Genomic DNA, 15,307 nt, shown 5'->3' on the forward strand with positions numbered 1-15,307 from the left:
ATGGTCTCGTCCCCACAGCTGAGAGACAGCGCCCCGAGGCATCCCGGCTCCGAGATCGTCGACCTTATTCCTGCGTTGCGCGCCTTTGCGAGAACCTTCTACCGCGACCCGAACGATGCCGATGATCTCGTACAGGAAACATTGACAAAAGGCCTTTCCCACCTGCACCAGTTCGAGGCCGGAACCAGTATGAAATCCTGGCTCTTCACCATCATGCGCAACACCTTCTACACCAAGATCAAGGTCGCCAAGCGGGAAGCGCCGGGTTCGGCCGACTGCGTCTCGGCGCGCCCGGTGGTGGGTGCCACCCAGGAATGGTCCGCGCGCGGCCTGGAGATCCACAACGCCATCCAGCGGCTGCCCGAGCAGCAGCGCGAGGTGATGATGCTGATCGGTGTGCTCGGCATGAGCTACGAGGAGGCGGCCACCATCTGCAACTGCGCCATCGGCACCATAAAGAGCCGTCTCAATCGCGCCCGCCTCAGGCTCCTGGCTGAACTCGGCGAGAAATCCGGCGTGTCGGCCGTCGAGCGTGAAGATGCCAGCCCGGGAAGCGACAGCGGCATCTTCTACGCATGAGTTTCTTTCTGACGAAGAGATTTTTCGCATTGCACAATGATTGTGCATGCGCAAAATAGAGGCATGCCGCCTCGATCGCTTTCTGTCCTGGTCATCGACGAAAACACCGTGCGCTCCGCCATCATCGAGGCGGGCTTGCGCGAGGCCGGCTATGGAAAGGTTCATGTGGTGCAGGACGTGAACGGCATCGCCCAGCGGATCGCGGAAATCGAGCCGGACGTCATCGTCATCGATCTGGAGAACCCCAACCGCGACATGCTCGAAAGCATGTTCAACCTGTCGCGGGCGGTAAGGCGCCCCATCGCCATGTTCGTCGACCAGTCGGATGCGGGTGCCATCGAGGCGGCGGTTGATGCCGGCGTCTCCGCCTATGTCGTGGACGGCCTCAGGCAGGAGCGGGTGAAACCGATCGTCGACATGGCCATCAGCCGCTTCAACGCCTATTCGCGCATGGCCCGCGAACTGGAGGAGGCGCGGAGCGAACTCGAAAACCGCAAGCTGATCGAGCGCGCCAAGGGCATCCTCATGCGCTCGCGCGGGGTCTCGGAGGAGGAAGCCTATGCCCTTCTGAGACGCGCGGCCATGAACCAGAACAGGAAGATTTCGGAAATCGCCCAGAGCCTGATCCTGGCCTCCGGGCTTATCGAGGAATGACGGCCATGGCCGACACGCACGCAATCGCCGCCGGGTTCCTGCCGCTCCTCGACAGTGCCGTGCTGGTCGCGGCGAAGGAGAAGGGATTTGCGGAAGACGAGGGCATCGACCTTGCCCTGGTGCGCGAAACCTCCTGGGCCAGCGTCCGCGACCGGATCGCAGTCGGCCATTTCGAGGTGGCGCACATGCTCGCTCCCATGCCCATCGCGGCAAATCTCGGTCTCACGCCCATCCGCCTCGATCTCGTGGCGCCGATGGTGCTGGGATTGGGCGGCAACGCCATCAGCGTGAGCAACGGTCTCTGGGCGGCCATGGCCGGAGAGGGGGCGGGGAGCGCCGGCGATCCCGCAGCGGCGGGACGGGCGTTGAGGATCGTTATTGAAACGCGGCGTAACGCCGGGCTCGGGCGGCTGCAATTCGCGGTGGTCCATCCGCATTCGGGGCACAATTTCGAGCTGCGCTACTGGCTGGCGGCGAGCGGCATCGATGCGGAGGCGGATCTCGACATCGTCATCCTGTCGCCGCCTCTGATGCCGGATGCGATCGCCGCGGGCCGCATCGACGGATTCTGCGTCGGCGAGCCCTGGAGCAGCGTCGCCGTGGCGGAAGGCCACGCCCACATCGCCACCGTCAAGGCCGCCATCTGGAGGTCGAGCCCCGAGAAGGTGCTGGGCGTGCGCGCCGATTGGGCCGTGGCGCACCAGGATACACTTTTTCGCTTGATGCGCGCGCTCTACCAGGCGGCGGAATGGTGCGGAATGGCCGGCAACCGCGCGGAACTGGCCGAGATCCTTGCCGGGGAGCGCTATCTCGGCCGGCCCGCCGAACTCCTCCTCGGAGCGCTCGACGGGCGGCTCGATACCGGCCACGGGCCGCAGGCCTTTCCTGACTTCTTCCTCCCGTTCGAACGGGCGGCCACATTCCCCTGGCGAAGCCACGCGCTCTGGTTTTACGCACAAATGGTGCGGTGGGGGCAGGTGGCCCACAGCGCGGCCAACGCAGAGACGGCGCAAACCTCTTTCCGGCCCGACCTCTATCGCACTGCGCTCCAGCCGCTCGGTGTTTCCGTGCCGGCGGTAGACATGAAAGTGGAGGGCGCGCTTTCAGGAGTTTTGCCGATGGCAGGCACAGGCGAACTTGCGCTCGGCCCGGATGGCTTCTTCGACGGCGCCACTTTCGACCCTGAAAGGCTCGGCGCCTATATTGCCGGCCAAAGACGACGGTAACAACGGCCTTTCATCGTCTTGCCGGTCGGGTCGTTCAGGCATGTCGCCAGCGGTCGAAACGGCCGGATTACAGAAAGACTGCCTTCAATTTAGGCATTCATGTTACTTGCCTATAAAACAATCATCGCGCTGCAACATTCGGCAGCGCTTTTCGCTGCGTGAACGAAGCAGCCACGACATCATTTCATGGCAGTTTGTTGATTTCCCTGGATTTATCGCGACGCAGGAAAACTGGCACGCAACCTGCATAGCTAATAACGGAACCCAGAGGGGACACCAAAGAAGCGTCCAACGAAGGGCGCTCGAGGCAAAGCTGCCGATCAGGCTCGCATCCGCGCGATGAGCGCGGGCCACGCGAGGTCTGGCCGGCAGCTTTTCTGTTTTGGAGCGCTCCTCGGCAATTCGGGCGAGAACAGTTGGATTGGAACCGACAATGATTGCACCTCAGCCAGCCGATATCGCGCCAGCCACGACGCCGGCCCGCGCGCTAACCATGTCCACCGTCGCCTTCACCGTCTGCTTCGCCGTCTGGACGATCTTCTCGATCATCGGCGTTCGCATAAAGCAGGAACTCGGCTTGAGCGACACGGCCTTCGGCCTTCTGGTCGGCACGCCGATCCTGACCGGCTCGCTCGTGCGGTTGGCGCTCGGCATCTGGACCGACCGCTACGGCGGCCGCATCGTCTATATGGCGACTATGCTGGCCTCGGCCGCCGCCACCTTCCTGCTGTCCTTCGCCCACACCTATACGCACATGCTCCTCGCTGCCCTCGGCGTGGGCATTGCGGGCGGCTCCTTCGCCGTGGGCGTCGCCTATGTCTCCAGGTTCTATCCCCCCGAGAAGCAAGGCACCGCGCTCGGCATCTTCGGCGCGGGCAATGTGGGGGCCGCGGTGACGAAGTTCGTCGCCCCCTTCGTGCTTGTCGCCTGGGGCTGGGAAGCGGTGGCGCAGGTCTGGGCGGTGGCGCTCGTCATCACGGCCGTCGTTTTCTGGTTCACCACCGGCGACGATCCGGTGATCCGCGCCCGGCAGACGGGCCAGGGCAAGCCGCATAGCTTCGCGTCAGATTTCGAGCCACTGAAGAATGTCCAGGTCTGGCGCTTCGCCCTCTACTATTTCTTCGTCTTCGGCGGTTTCGTGGCACTGGCGCTCTGGCTGCCGCGCTACCTGATTGGCGTCTACGGCTTCGACATCGAGACCGCCGGTATGGTCGGCGCTGCCTATTCCATCCCCGCATCCATCTTCCGCGCCTATGGCGGCGCCCTCTCGGACAAGGCGGGCGCACGCACCGTGATGTACTGGACATTCGCCGTCTCGGCGGTCTGCACGCTGATTTTGTCGGTGCCTGCGGCCGACTACGTGGTGCACGGGATCAACGGCGCCAAGACCTTTCATTTCGAGATCGGGCCGTGGGCCTTCGTCGCCGTCATCTTCGTGCTCGGCTTCTTCATGAGCCTCGGCAAGGCGGCGGTCTACAAGCACATCCCCGTCTACTACCCCGAGAACGTCGGTGCCGTCGGCGGCCTCGTCGGCATGATCGGCGGTCTTGGAGGCTTCGTCCTGCCGCTCCTCTTCGGCGTGCTCAACGATCTGACAGGCCTGTGGACGAGTTGCTTCATGGCGCTTTTCGTCATCATCGCCGCCTCGCTCGCCTGGATGCATATGGCCATCCGCAAGATGGAGCGCCGCCAGGCGGATTTGCAGCCGGCCTGAAAGAAGCCAGGGAAACGAGAAGGACTCTTGCGCACATGACCACTCAGAAACTCGTCGTCGTCGGCGCCGGCATGGCCTCGGGGCGCATGCTCGAGCATCTCTTCGAAGCCGCCCCGGACGCCTTCGACGTGACGCTCTTCGGCGCCGAGCCGCGCGGAAACTACAACCGCATCATGCTCTCGCCCGTCCTTGCCGGCGAGAAGACCTTCGATCAGATCGTCACCCATGACGCGGAATGGTATGCCGAAAACGGGGTCACCTGCCGCTTCGGCGAGACGGTGACGAAGATCGACCGTAAGGCGAAGGTCGTCTTTTCCAAGGGCGAGGAGATCCCCTACGACAAGCTCGTCGTCGCCACGGGTTCGGCACCCTTCATCATCCCCATCGCGGGCAAGGAACTGCCCGGCGTTCGCGCCTTCCGCGACCTCGACGACGTCGACGCCATGGTGGTGGCCGCCAACAGACCCGGCGCCAAGGCGGTGGTGATCGGCGGCGGCCTCCTGGGGCTTGAAGCGGCAGCGGCGCTGAGATCGCGCGGCATGGACGTCGTGGTGCTCCATCTCATGGGCCACCTCATGGAGCGCCAGCTCGACCCCGCTGCGGGCTATCTCCTCCAGAAGGAACTCGAGGGCAGGGGCATCAAGATCCACTGCAAGGCACAGACTAAGGCGATCCTCGGCGAGGCGCGGGCGGAGGCGGTGTTGCTCGAGGACGGCACCATCTACCCCGCCGACCTCGTCGTCATGGCCGTTGGCATCCGGCCCGAGACCCGCATTGCCGTCGACGCAGGGCTCCATGTGGAGCGCGGCATCGTCGTCAACGACCAGATGGTCTCCTCGGACCCCGACATCCTGGCCGTCGGTGAATGCGTGGAGCACGAGAAGATCTGCTACGGTCTGGTCGCCCCCCTCTACGACATGGCGACGGTGGCTGCGAAGACGCTTCTCAAGCAGGACGCGGCATTCCGGCCGGTCGAGACTGCGACGCAGCTCAAGGTGACCGGCGTAACCCTTTATTCAGCCGGCGATTTCGCCGATGCGGAGGATCGCGAGGAGATCGTTCTGCGCGATGCGAGCGCCGGCGTCTACAAGCGCCTGGTGCTGAAGGAGAATCGCATTCTGGGCGCGGTGCTGTATGGCGAGACCTCCGACGGCGCCTGGTTCTTCGACATGCTGAGGAAGGGCACCGACGTCGCCGAGATGCGCGACACGCTCATTTTCGGGCAGTCCTATCAGGGAGGAGGGCAACTGGACCCTATGGCGGCCGTTGCAGCCTTGCCGGATGATGCGGAAATCTGCGGCTGCAACGGCGTGTGCAAGGGCAAGATCGTCGGCACGATCACCGAAAAGGGACTGACGACGCTCGACGCCGTGCGCGCCCACACCAAGGCCTCCAATTCCTGCGGCACCTGCACCGGCCTCGTCGAACAGCTTATGAAGCTTGCGCTGGGCGACAGCTATAACCCGGCTGCCGTACAACCCATGTGCGGCTGCACCGATCTCGGCCATGACGACGTGCGCCGGCTGATCAAGGCGTCGAGGCTCAAGACCATCCCCGCCGTCATGCAGGAGCTTGAATGGAAGACCTCCTGCGGCTGCGCGAAATGCCGGCCCGCGCTCAATTATTATCTCGTCGCCGACTGGCCGGACGAATACGCCGACGATTACCAGTCGCGCTTCATCAACGAGCGGGTGCACGCCAACATCCAGAAGGATGGCACGTATTCGGTCGTCCCGCGCATGTGGGGCGGCGTGACCAGTTCCAAGGAACTGCGCGCCATTGCCGACGTGGTGGACAAGTTCGATATCCCTACGGTGAAGGTGACGGGCGGCCAGCGCATCGACATGCTGGGCATCAGGAAAGAGGACCTGCCGGCGGTCTGGGCCGATCTCGGCAAGGCCGGCTTCGTCTCCGGCCATGCCTATGCCAAGGGCTTGCGCACGGTGAAGACCTGCGTCGGGTCCGACTGGTGCCGCTTCGGCACGCAGGACTCGACGGGTCTCGGCATCCGCATCGAGAAGTTCATGTGGGGCTCCTGGACGCCGGCCAAGGTGAAGATGGCCGTCTCCGGCTGCCCGCGGAACTGTGCGGAAGCCACTTGCAAGGATGTCGGCGTCATCTGCGTGGATTCCGGCTTCGAGATCCATTTCGCCGGTGCCGCCGGCCTCGACATCAAGGGCACGGAGAAGCTCGGTCTCGTGAAGACGGAGGACGAGGCGCTGGAGGTGATCGTCGCGCTCGTCCAGATGTACCGCGAGCAGGCCCGCTATCTGGAGCGGATCTACAAGTGGGCGAAGCGCATCGGCTATGACGAGATCCGCCGCCAAATCCTGGAGGACACCGGGAAGCGCAGGGCTTACTATGATCGCTTCGTCTTCAGCCAAAAATTCGCCCAGGTCGACCCCTGGTCCGAGCGGGTCTCGGGCAAGGACAAGCACGAGTTCAAGCCCATGGCCACGCTTTCCCTGGAGGCGGCCGAATGAGCATCATCAACTGGTTTGCGATCGGCAAACTCGAAGACATCCCCGCCCGCGGCGCGCGCTGCGTGCATGTCGGCGATGCCACCATCGCCGTCTTCCGCACGGCGGATGACCGCGTCTTCGCTCTGGAAGACAAATGCCCGCATCGCGGCGGCCCGCTGAGCCAGGGCATCGTGCACGATGGCTGCGTCACCTGCCCATTGCACAATTGGGTGATTTCATTGGAAACCGGCCTTGCACAAGGAGCGGACGAAGGGAGGACGGCAGCCTATCCCGTGCGGATCGAGGGGGATCGGGTGCTGCTTGGGCTCGACGCGGTGGCGGAGAAGGCGGCGTGAGACAAGTGCATTCGATCTCGATGGACCTCGGCGGTGCCCGGCAGGGCAGAGCGGGGCGTGAAGGGGCGCCTTCCCTCGGTCATTGGCCCGCAGGAGGCGGACGGTGAGCGTCGCGCGCGAGGTTCGCACGACCTGTCCCTATTGCGGCGTCGGCTGCGGCGTGATCGCCGCGCCGCAGCCGGACGGCTCCGTCTCCATCAAGGGCGACCCAGACCACCCGGCCAATTTCGGCCGGCTCTGCTCGAAAGGCTTGGCCCTTGCCGAGACCATCGGGCTGGAAGAGCGGCTGCTTTCTCCGGAGATCGACGGAAATCGCGCCGGGTGGGACGAGGCGCTCGACCTCGTGGCGCAAAAATTCTCGGACGCAATCGCAGAGCACGGACCGGATTCGGTCGCCTTCTATGTCTCCGGGCAGTTGCTTACGGAGGATTATTACGTCGCCAACAAGCTGATGAAGGGCTTTATCGGCTCGGCCAATATCGACACCAACTCGCGGCTGTGCATGGCATCGTCGGTGGCCGGCCATCGTCGCGCTTTCGGCTCCGATACGGTACCCGGCACCTATGAGGACCTGGAGCTTGCCGACCTCGTCGTCCTCACCGGATCCAATCTCGCCTGGTGCCATCCGGTGCTCTACCAGCGGCTGGCGGCTGCGAAGGAGCGGCGGCCGGAGATGAAGGTCGTTCTCATCGACCCTCGGCGCACGATGACGGCCGATATCGCCGACCTGCACCTCGCCATCGCGCCCGACGGGGACACGGCGCTTTTTGCCGGGCTGCTTCGCCATCTGGGAGAATCGGGAATCATCTCAAGGGATTACGTCGAGAAGCATACAAACGGAATCAACGAGGCTTTGGCCTCGGTCCGCTCCTACGATGTGGAAAAGGTGGCGGAGGAGGCCGGCCTTTCCATCCGCGATCTGCAGGCCTTCTATGACCTCTTCGCGCGCAATGAGCGCACGGTCACCGTCTACAGTCAGGGCGTGAACCAGTCGGCAGTGGGTACCGACAAGGTCAACGCCATCATCAACTGCCATCTGGCGACAGGCCGGATCGGCCGGCCGGGTGTGGGGCCGTTCTCCGTCACCGGCCAGCCCAACGCCATGGGCGGGCGCGAGGTGGGCGGGCTTGCCAACATGCTCGCCGCCCATATGGATCTGGAGAATTCCTGGCACCGCGATCTGGTCCGGCGCTTCTGGCGCGCCCCGCGCCTGGCGGAAAAGCCCGGCCTGAAGGCGGTCGAGATGTTCAACGCGGTGGCCGATGGGCGCATCAAGGCGCTCTGGATCATGGCCACCAACCCGGCCGACAGCATGCCCGATGCCGACGCGGTGGTGGCGGCGTTGAAGGCCTGCCCCTTCGTCGTCGTTTCCGACATTTCGAGCGCCACGGACACGCTGCGCCACGCCCACGTGAGGCTGCCGTCGACAGGCTGGGGCGAGAAGGACGGCACGGTGACCAATTCCGAGCGCCGCATCTCCCGCCAGCGCGCCTTCCTCTTCCCTCCCGGCGAGGCGCGGCCGGACTGGTGGCAGATCGCGGAGGTGGCGCGGCGCATGGGCTTCAACGAAGCCTTCGCCTATTCGAGCCCCGCTGAGATCTTCCGCGAGCACGCCGCGCTCTCCGCGCTGGAGAATGACGGCGCGCGCGATTTCGACATCGGGGCCTACGCAGGGGTGACCGCCCCCGCCTATCAAGGGCTCGAGCCCTTCCAGTGGCCGGCGCCGGCGCTGCGCGAAAGTGCTTTCGAGGGGGCGATGCCCGGCAGGGCGGAGGGGGGCGATCTTCGCTTCTTCGCCGATGGCGGTTTCTACACGCCTGATCGCCGCGCACGCTTTGTTGCGATTTCGCCAACAATGCGCAATGTGACGGAAGCTGCCTATCCCATGGTGCTCAATACGGGTCGCGTCCGAGACCATTGGCACACCATGACCCGCACGGGAAAAAGCGTGCGCCTTTCGGCCCATCTGGCGGAGCCGTATGCCGAGATCCACCCGGAAGACGCGCTCCGCTTCGGCATCCGCGGGGCGGAGCTGGTGCGCGTCGAAAGCCGACATGGCACGGCGGTCGTCCGCGCGCTGGTCTCGAACCGGCAGCGCCGGGGCTCTGTCTTCCTGCCGATGCATTGGACGGACCAGGTTGCCGCAAGGGGCCGTGTGGATGCGCTGGTCGCGCCCGTCACCGACCCTGTCTCGGGCCAGCCCGCGCTCAAGAATGTCGCGGTGCGCATGAGCTCCTTCAAGGCGGCCTTCTACGGCTTCGCCGTCTCGCGGGAGCGTCCGGAAGCCGAAGGCCTCGACTATTGGGCGCTGGCGCGCACGACCGGCGGCTGGCGCATGGAACTGGCGCACGGAGCGCTTCCGGAAAGCCCCGATGCGCTGCTGAGCAAGCTCGTGGGGTTTCCGGCGGGCGCCGAGGTGATCGCCTATCGTGACGAGCAAAGGGGAGACCATCGGCTTGCAATGTTCAACGGCGAGCGGCTCGTCGCAGCGCTCTACCTGTCGCCGGGGCCGGTTTCCGTATCGCGGGGCTTTGCAGCCGAGCAACTGGACGCCGCCCATCCGGACCCGCGCTCACGCTATCGCGTGGTGGCGGGCCGAACGGGCTCGGCGCGTCCCGACATCGGGGCGATCGTCTGCTCCTGCTTCGGCGTCGGCGCCGACCAGATCGCGGCGGCGGCAAGGCAGGGGTGCCGCACGGTGGACGCGATCGGCAAGACGCTCTCGGCCGGCACGAATTGCGGCTCCTGCCGCGCGGAGATCAGGGGAATTGTAGAAGCCAATCGGGCGGTTGCGGCGGAGTAGTGAATGGTGAACGGTAGATGGTGAATAGCTGATCGTTTTTTTGTGGCGGCATCTTCGTCGCTGCCATTCACTCAAATCAACTGCATGCCCTTCATGCTGGCATGGCCGTTCTTGCCGATGATGATGTGGTCATGAATGGTGATGCCGAGCGGCGCGGCCGTGGCAATGATCGTCTTCGTCATCTCGATATCGGCGCGGGACGGCGTCGGGTCACCCGAGGGATGGTTGTGCAGCAGGCAAGGCCAAAGAATAAGTATTTGATTTGAGGCGCAATTTGGCGCTGACCGACCAAACTGGTGCCGATAACTGGGGGTGGTATTGAGTGCGCCACCGTGAGCGTCACGGTCAATCACGTGAGCTCTCCATGAGTCGGTTTGACGCACGACAGGAGACCCGATTCTGTTCGTCCCACGCGTCGAGCTCAGCGAGTGGGTAAAGCACGGCCTTTCCAATCTTTACAAAGCCGGGACCGACTCGCATCGAACGCCAGTTTCTTAGCGTACCAACGGAAACTTCGCCACGGTAACGCTCCGCAACTTCTTCGGGGGTTAGGAATTTGACGGCATCCATAAGCTACTCCGTTCCTATGCAGGCAAGGCGCCGCCCCTCGCTCGTTGTTCGTGAGGGGCGCACTACGAGCGGGGGGTGTCGCGTTCGCGTCACCGGCTGGCCCAGCCGCGAACGATTACGCACGCTCGTTCATGAGATGAGATGCCTCGCTTTCGATGTCGGTGGAAGTGGTCGCCGATCTCGGTCGTAGAGATGGATACCGGCGGCGGCAAATCGGTCGGACCGAAAGCCGCAAGGAACGCGAAACTCAGGGTGGATACCGAGTGTTGCGCTCCGAAGGTGGACGCCCCGCGTTCGAATCGCGGCGGGTGCGCCATCCCCCATAAACTGTTTGCATCTCAGTACCAGAGTCCCGACCAACGGCGACGAGGCGGAGTAGCCATGCGCCTCATGTGGATCGGCACGACCACTGCGGGCCGCCGAGCCAGTTCTGCCGTGGTGGGCGGCCCCTCGTCCAAATCGATCAGGCGACTGGCAAAGGCGGGCGGAATATTGCCGAAGGGGATGGGCAGGGCGAGAATGATCGCGAGAATCAGGCAAAGCGCACCGATTACACGTTCAGCCGGCGGACCGACAAGGATCGTGAGCCGCGGCTTGAGCAGCTTCTCCGCTGTTGTCAGCCAATTCCCTGCACGGTCGAGCATCAGAATGAGATCCGTTCTCGATATGGAGCGCCTGGCAATGATCCGTGGAAGCCACGGTTTGCGACCGAGCATCAACTGAGTGGCCAGGATTATCAGCGGGAGCCCGAGAATGCCGGAGGCGCCGGGCGGCATCGGGAGGATGTTCGGGAGCGCGAAAAAGAGCATCAGCGGGCCGAAGGCCCGGTCACCCATGGCGACGAGCAGATCTCCGATCGAAATACGCTCGCGTGAGGTATCATCCGCGAGGGACCGCAGGATTTCAGAGATTTTGCGTCCGCGCTTGCGGTAAGCATCCAGCTGGGCGCAGACGATTGAACTCGATGAATCTCCGTAAGGCATTCCTGGGCATAAAGAGGTCGGTGAGCTTCTCGAAGTTTGTGTGGGATCAATATGGTTCCGCGCATCAGCAGCGCAAGTTTCAGAACGATCGCTCTACCGGTTTCGGTCAGCCAGATGTGAAACATCGCTCACCGCCGCGAGACCGAGAAAACCGGAAGCACAGCGGGCCGTCCGACGGGGCGACACATATCGGTTCGAGCCGGCCCCTTCGGTTCAGTCGAGCTTCAGGCTCGCTGACGTCGGCGTGCAGACCCTACCAGCGCGGTGCGATCTCAGTCTCAGCGCCCGGCGCGAACCTTTGGGGTGAGGATAGCCGTCGTGCCGGCGCCGTGGCTCTGACGCGCGATCTGGACGGTCAATCCCTCAGGTTCGGGCTTGCGGAACTGGCACTTGAAGCCGAGAAAAGCCCGACTATGTCTTTGAAAACCCCCGTTTCTGACGCCGAAAGGGAGAGCGAGGACAGCTAGAGTGCAAAGGTGAGGTCGCCATGTCTACCGTCGAGGATTCCACACCTGTTAGCTCTGCTGCCCCGAACCGCTCGATGCCGCGCGATGCGTCGGCCGAAGAGCTATGGCAGGCCACGCTTCGAGGTGATCGAAACGCGTTCCAGCGCCTGATCAGTCCTCACCTTGATGAGCTGTTTGCAGCAGCCAGGCGAGACATCCGCTATCATTCGGCGGTTGGCGACCTGCGGGAGGATGAGATTTCCCCCGAGGAGCTTGTCGGCGAAACGCTGTTGCGCGCGTGGCGCGATCGCTACCGGCGGCCGCAGGGGCTCGATATTCGCCCGTGGCTGCTGGGTCTCCAGTTCCGGGTTCTGACCCGCATCGTCCGGCAGGAGCAACTCTTGCGTAAGCTGGTCGCCGTCTCGCTCGAAGCGCCGGTTCCCGCCGAGCCGATCTACGACGACGATGAATCGTTCTGGGAATGGCATCAGCCGGACGAGATGCTGCGGTGGGAGGATGTCGTCGCGGCGGACGTTGCGGCTGAAGTGGCGGAGCCCGCATTCTTCGAGCAGGAGGTGCCCGGACTGTCGCCGCTCGCGCGGCAAGTGCTCATCTTCCGCCATGTGCATCGGTTCTCCGTCAGAGAGATCGCATCCGGCCTCGGCCTGCCCGTTCGCCGGATCGTGGAGCTTTGGCAGGAAGGCCACGCCGTGCTGGTCGGCACCAAAAAGAAGGAGGCGACATGAACTCGCTCACGGTCTCGCTGGGTGTCCATAGCCCGCTGACGCCCGAATTGCGGGATCGCATTCTCGAGACGACCCGCGCGCGAATGGAGGAGCCTGCCTACAGGCTCCTGTCACCCGAGCATCTGCGCGGGCTCGTGCGGCTTGAATCGAGGGACGATCCGATCATCAGCGTCTATCTCCGTCTGACGCCCGAAAGACGGGCGACCGGCGGATGGAAACCGGTGCTATCGAGCCTTGCCCACCGGACGCTGCTGAAGTCCGACAGTGCCGCCTCCGACAGCATTCGAAGGCAGCTCGACCGCATCGAGACCGCGTTGAACGAACAGCTCCCCGAGCTGGGGCGGAGCGTGGTCTTCCTTGTCTGCGAGAGGCTGGGGATATGGCGGCAGATCACGCTGCCAATCGCGCTGGCGGACAGGATCCATGTCGGGCCGCGCCCCTATATCCGCCCGCTTCTGCGCTGCTGGGGCGAAGGGGACCGCAATCTGGTCGCTCTTCTCTCGCAGGAACGGAGCCGGTTCTTCGTCGAGCACCTGGGGCAGGTCGAAGAGATCTACCGGGTCAAGGGGCAGAGAATCCGCGGGATGCTGACCGACCGCGTTCCCCGTGACCGCCGCGATGTCCTTGCCACCCAGGTGCTCAAGGACGAAGCGAGAGCGCTTGCGCAGATGGCGGAGATCATCATGCGCGAGCTTGAGACCTCGTATCTGCTGGTGGCCGCGCCGCCGGACATGCGCGCGGCTTTTATGGAGCATCTGCCCAAGGCGATTGTCGAGAACGTGCAGGAATTCGCAGCGGATATCCATGCGTCCCCGCATGCTATCGGAGAGGCTCTCGGCGCGCTGCGCGAAAAACTGCGGCGCGATCGGGAGGCGGCCGTCCTGCAGGAGCTCGAAGAGGCCGCCTTCGGGAAGGTAGCGATCGGGGTGCAGGAGACTTTGGATTGCCTGCGCGAAGGCCGCGTCGCAGCGCTGGTGGTCGATGACCGCTTTGCCGCACCCGGCGAACAATGCGCCGAGTGCAAGGCGCTCTTCCAAGAGGCGCCCGGCGACGGCTGTCCGGTCTGCAAAAGCCGGGAGCTCCAAAACGTGGATGATCTCGTGGATGCCGCTGCCCAGCGGGCCCTCGACAGCGCCGCGCGCGTCGCGTTCATGCGTCATCCGGAGACACAGGCCCGGCTTGGCAAATTCGCTCCGATGAGCGCGCTCCTGCGGTATTGACCGCCCCGCGCGGGCCGGAAGGCGGGACTTTGAACCTGCAAAGATACTGTCGAAAAAAGTGTCTCCCAAGGGTATGCGTCTGGCGCCGGGTTGGATCGCGACGGAAGCAGCGGTGCGTCACGCCCGATGATTGCGTTCAGCCTGCCCGCGGCAAAAGTTGAGCGATTTCTTGAACATGGCGCGACCGCTTCCTAATTCGTACGTCGCACAGGTCCAAACTGCGCGCGCAACCAACTGCTGAAGGAGGGTCCTGCCAGACGGCCGCCGTCTGCAAGTCGCGCGAACCGATGATGCGGACATGCCGGTCCTTGGGAAGCGACGGACGGCTTCGGACATCGTAGAGGCTAGCCACGCCTTGCGGGGTGGCACCGGGCCACTCCCGATGCGGCTCATTGTCAACGCTTTGCTCAATCGAGGAGGTATTGTCGATGAAGATCGCCCAGATCGCCCCGCTCGCGGAACGCTGCCCACCCCGCCTCTATGGGGGGACGGAACGGATCGTAGCCTACTTGACCGAGGAATTGGTGCGGCAGGGACACGACGTTACGCTGTTTGCCAGCGGCGACTCCAAGACCAGCGCACGGCTGGTGCCATGCTGTGATGTCGCACTAAGGCTCAACCCTGCGGTCAGCGATCCTCTTCCCTACCACATGATGATGCTGGAGGAGGTCCGGCGGCGCGCCGATGACTTCGACGTGCTGCATTTCCATATCGATCTCCTGCACTATCCCATGCTCGCCAGTTTCTCCGACAAGGTCGTCACGACGCTGCACGGGCGGCTGGACCTTGCGGATCTGAAGCCATTCTATTCGATGTTCTGGCGCTATCCTTTGGTCTCGATCTCCAACGAGCAGCGTCGCCCGATGCCGCCGGTGAATTGGGCCGGCACAGTGTATCACGGTCTGCCCCAAGACCTTCTGCCCTTCACGGCCAAGCCGAAGGGAGACTATCTTGCCTTCCTCGGCCGGATTTCGCCGGAGAAGCGGCCGGACCGGGCGATTGAGATTGCGGCGCGCAGCGGCCTGCCGCTCAAGATCGCGGCCAAGATCGACAAGGCCGACCAGGGTTATTGGGACGATTTCATCAGCCCGCTGGTGGCGAACCATCCCAACGTAGACTTCATCGGTGAGATCAACGAGCACCAGAAGGCGGATTTCCTCGGCAATGCCCGCGCGCTGCTGTTCCCGATCGACTGGCCGGAGCCGTTTGGGCTGGTGATGATCGAAGCCATGGCCTGCGGCACGCCGACCATCGCCTTCCGCTGCGGGTCGGTGCCGGAGGTCATCGACGACGGCGTGAGCGGCTTCGTCGTTCGCGATATCGACGAGGCTGTCGATGCGGTTCGACGGGTGGACAGCCTGGATCGAGCCAGGGTGCGGGCGACTTTTGAAGATCGATTCACGGTTGAGCGGATGGCCAGGGAGTATGTCGAGATCTATCGGAATCTGCCCTCCGTGCGGCGTGCGATCTTGCGCAGCGCGGGGCTTTCGGCACCGGGCGTGAGCACCTCCGGGCAGATGGATCTAAGCGCGGTCGCTTGAACGGGGA

Annotated in this window: 13 protein-coding genes and 1 tRNA gene; 11 read left to right on the plus strand and 3 right to left on the minus strand. The window is 64.0% G+C overall.

Annotation, left to right across the window (positions count from 1 at the left end):
- The 7 genes from PVE73_RS11325 (at position 1) to PVE73_RS11355 (ending at position 9,794) form a co-directional block, all read left to right on the plus strand.
- A complete protein-coding gene (locus PVE73_RS11325) occupies positions 1 to 579 on the plus strand; it encodes a sigma-70 family RNA polymerase sigma factor (RefSeq protein ID WP_277367028.1) in 579 nt (192 codons plus the stop codon).
- A 63-nt stretch (positions 580 to 642) separates the two neighbouring features.
- Positions 643 to 1,233, plus strand: coding sequence for an ANTAR domain-containing protein (locus tag PVE73_RS11330; RefSeq protein ID WP_277367029.1), 591 nt, complete (start codon positions 643 to 645; stop codon positions 1,231 to 1,233).
- A gap of 5 nt (positions 1,234 to 1,238) precedes the next feature.
- Complete coding sequence (locus PVE73_RS11335; protein ID WP_277367030.1) at positions 1,239 to 2,459, plus strand: CmpA/NrtA family ABC transporter substrate-binding protein; 1,221 nt, start codon at positions 1,239 to 1,241, stop codon at positions 2,457 to 2,459.
- Positions 2,460 to 2,892: 433 nt separating this feature from the next.
- Positions 2,893 to 4,173, plus strand: a complete 1,281-nt coding sequence (locus tag PVE73_RS11340; protein WP_277367031.1) for a nitrate/nitrite transporter — start codon at positions 2,893 to 2,895, stop codon at positions 4,171 to 4,173.
- Positions 4,174 to 4,208: 35 nt separating this feature from the next.
- A complete protein-coding gene (nirB, locus tag PVE73_RS11345; RefSeq protein WP_277367032.1) occupies positions 4,209 to 6,656 on the plus strand; it encodes a nitrite reductase large subunit NirB in 2,448 nt (815 codons plus the stop codon).
- Between the two features lie 5 nt (positions 6,657 to 6,661).
- Positions 6,662 to 6,991: a nitrite reductase small subunit NirD gene (gene nirD / locus PVE73_RS11350; RefSeq protein WP_277367426.1), complete on the plus strand. Its 330-nt coding sequence runs from the start codon at positions 6,662 to 6,664 to the stop codon at positions 6,989 to 6,991.
- Between the two features lie 103 nt (positions 6,992 to 7,094).
- The gene (locus PVE73_RS11355) at positions 7,095 to 9,794 is read left to right on the plus strand and encodes a nitrate reductase (RefSeq protein WP_277367033.1); all 2,700 of its coding nucleotides are present in this window, start codon (positions 7,095 to 7,097) and stop codon (positions 9,792 to 9,794) included.
- Between the two features lie 71 nt (positions 9,795 to 9,865).
- Here PVE73_RS11355 and PVE73_RS28245 read toward each other — a convergent pair whose 3' ends face one another.
- Together PVE73_RS28245 and PVE73_RS11365 are read right to left on the minus strand one after the other, a co-directional pair.
- Positions 9,866 to 10,177, minus strand: coding sequence for a JAB domain-containing protein (locus PVE73_RS28245; protein WP_346772412.1), 312 nt, complete (start codon positions 10,175 to 10,177; stop codon positions 9,866 to 9,868).
- Complete coding sequence (locus PVE73_RS11365) at positions 10,140 to 10,364, minus strand: helix-turn-helix domain-containing protein (protein ID WP_129608287.1); 225 nt, start codon at positions 10,362 to 10,364, stop codon at positions 10,140 to 10,142. Before PVE73_RS11365 ends, PVE73_RS28245 begins: the two co-directional genes overlap by 38 nt.
- Positions 10,365 to 10,604: 240 nt before the next feature.
- On the opposite strand from PVE73_RS11365, the gene PVE73_RS11370 reads away from it, so the two are divergent.
- Positions 10,605 to 10,680: transfer RNA gene (locus tag PVE73_RS11370), tRNA-Arg, on the plus strand.
- 22 nt (positions 10,681 to 10,702) lie between these two features.
- Here PVE73_RS11370 and PVE73_RS11375 read toward each other — a convergent pair.
- A complete protein-coding gene (locus PVE73_RS11375) occupies positions 10,703 to 11,347 on the minus strand; it encodes an exopolysaccharide biosynthesis protein (RefSeq protein WP_277367034.1) in 645 nt (214 codons plus the stop codon).
- A gap of 487 nt (positions 11,348 to 11,834) precedes the next feature.
- Between PVE73_RS11375 and PVE73_RS11380 the strand changes: the two genes are divergently transcribed.
- The 3 genes from PVE73_RS11380 to PVE73_RS11390 all read left to right on the plus strand — a co-directional run bounded on the left by PVE73_RS11380 (position 11,835) and on the right by PVE73_RS11390 (position 15,300).
- The gene (locus PVE73_RS11380; RefSeq protein ID WP_207211413.1) at positions 11,835 to 12,539 is read left to right on the plus strand and encodes a hypothetical protein; all 705 of its coding nucleotides are present in this window, start codon (positions 11,835 to 11,837) and stop codon (positions 12,537 to 12,539) included.
- The gene (locus tag PVE73_RS11385; RefSeq protein ID WP_277367035.1) at positions 12,536 to 13,759 is read left to right on the plus strand and encodes a hypothetical protein; all 1,224 of its coding nucleotides are present in this window, start codon (positions 12,536 to 12,538) and stop codon (positions 13,757 to 13,759) included. Before PVE73_RS11380 ends, PVE73_RS11385 begins: the two co-directional genes overlap by 4 nt.
- A 428-nt stretch (positions 13,760 to 14,187) precedes the next feature.
- Entirely contained in the window at positions 14,188 to 15,300 is a 1,113-nt protein-coding gene (locus tag PVE73_RS11390; RefSeq protein WP_277367036.1) for a glycosyltransferase family 4 protein, read from the plus strand.
- Positions 15,301 to 15,307 lie beyond the last annotated feature (7 nt).

The sequence above is a fragment of the Chelativorans sp. AA-79 genome, from assembly GCF_029457495.1.
Classification (GTDB): Bacteria; Pseudomonadota; Alphaproteobacteria; order Rhizobiales; family Rhizobiaceae; genus Chelativorans.

Excerpts from the sequence above, each read along its gene's own strand:
- PVE73_RS11380 (WP_207211413.1), top strand. The coding sequence starts at position 11,835 with ATGTCTACCGTCGAGGATTCCACACCTGTTAGCTCTGCTGCCCCGAAC.
- PVE73_RS11375 (WP_277367034.1), bottom strand. The coding sequence starts at position 11,347 with ATGCCTTACGGAGATTCATCGAGTTCAATCGTCTGCGCCCAGCTGGAT.
- PVE73_RS11335 (WP_277367030.1), top strand. The coding sequence starts at position 1,239 with ATGGCCGACACGCACGCAATCGCCGCCGGGTTCCTGCCGCTCCTCGAC.
- PVE73_RS11330 (WP_277367029.1), top strand. The coding sequence starts at position 643 with ATGCCGCCTCGATCGCTTTCTGTCCTGGTCATCGACGAAAACACCGTG.
- PVE73_RS11385 (WP_277367035.1), top strand. The coding sequence starts at position 12,536 with ATGAACTCGCTCACGGTCTCGCTGGGTGTCCATAGCCCGCTGACGCCC.
- PVE73_RS11390 (WP_277367036.1), top strand. The coding sequence starts at position 14,188 with ATGAAGATCGCCCAGATCGCCCCGCTCGCGGAACGCTGCCCACCCCGC.
- PVE73_RS11340 (WP_277367031.1), top strand. The coding sequence starts at position 2,893 with ATGATTGCACCTCAGCCAGCCGATATCGCGCCAGCCACGACGCCGGCC.
- PVE73_RS11325 (WP_277367028.1), top strand. The coding sequence starts at position 1 with ATGGTCTCGTCCCCACAGCTGAGAGACAGCGCCCCGAGGCATCCCGGC.
- PVE73_RS11365 (WP_129608287.1), bottom strand. The coding sequence starts at position 10,364 with ATGGATGCCGTCAAATTCCTAACCCCCGAAGAAGTTGCGGAGCGTTAC.
- nirB (WP_277367032.1), top strand. The coding sequence starts at position 4,209 with ATGACCACTCAGAAACTCGTCGTCGTCGGCGCCGGCATGGCCTCGGGG.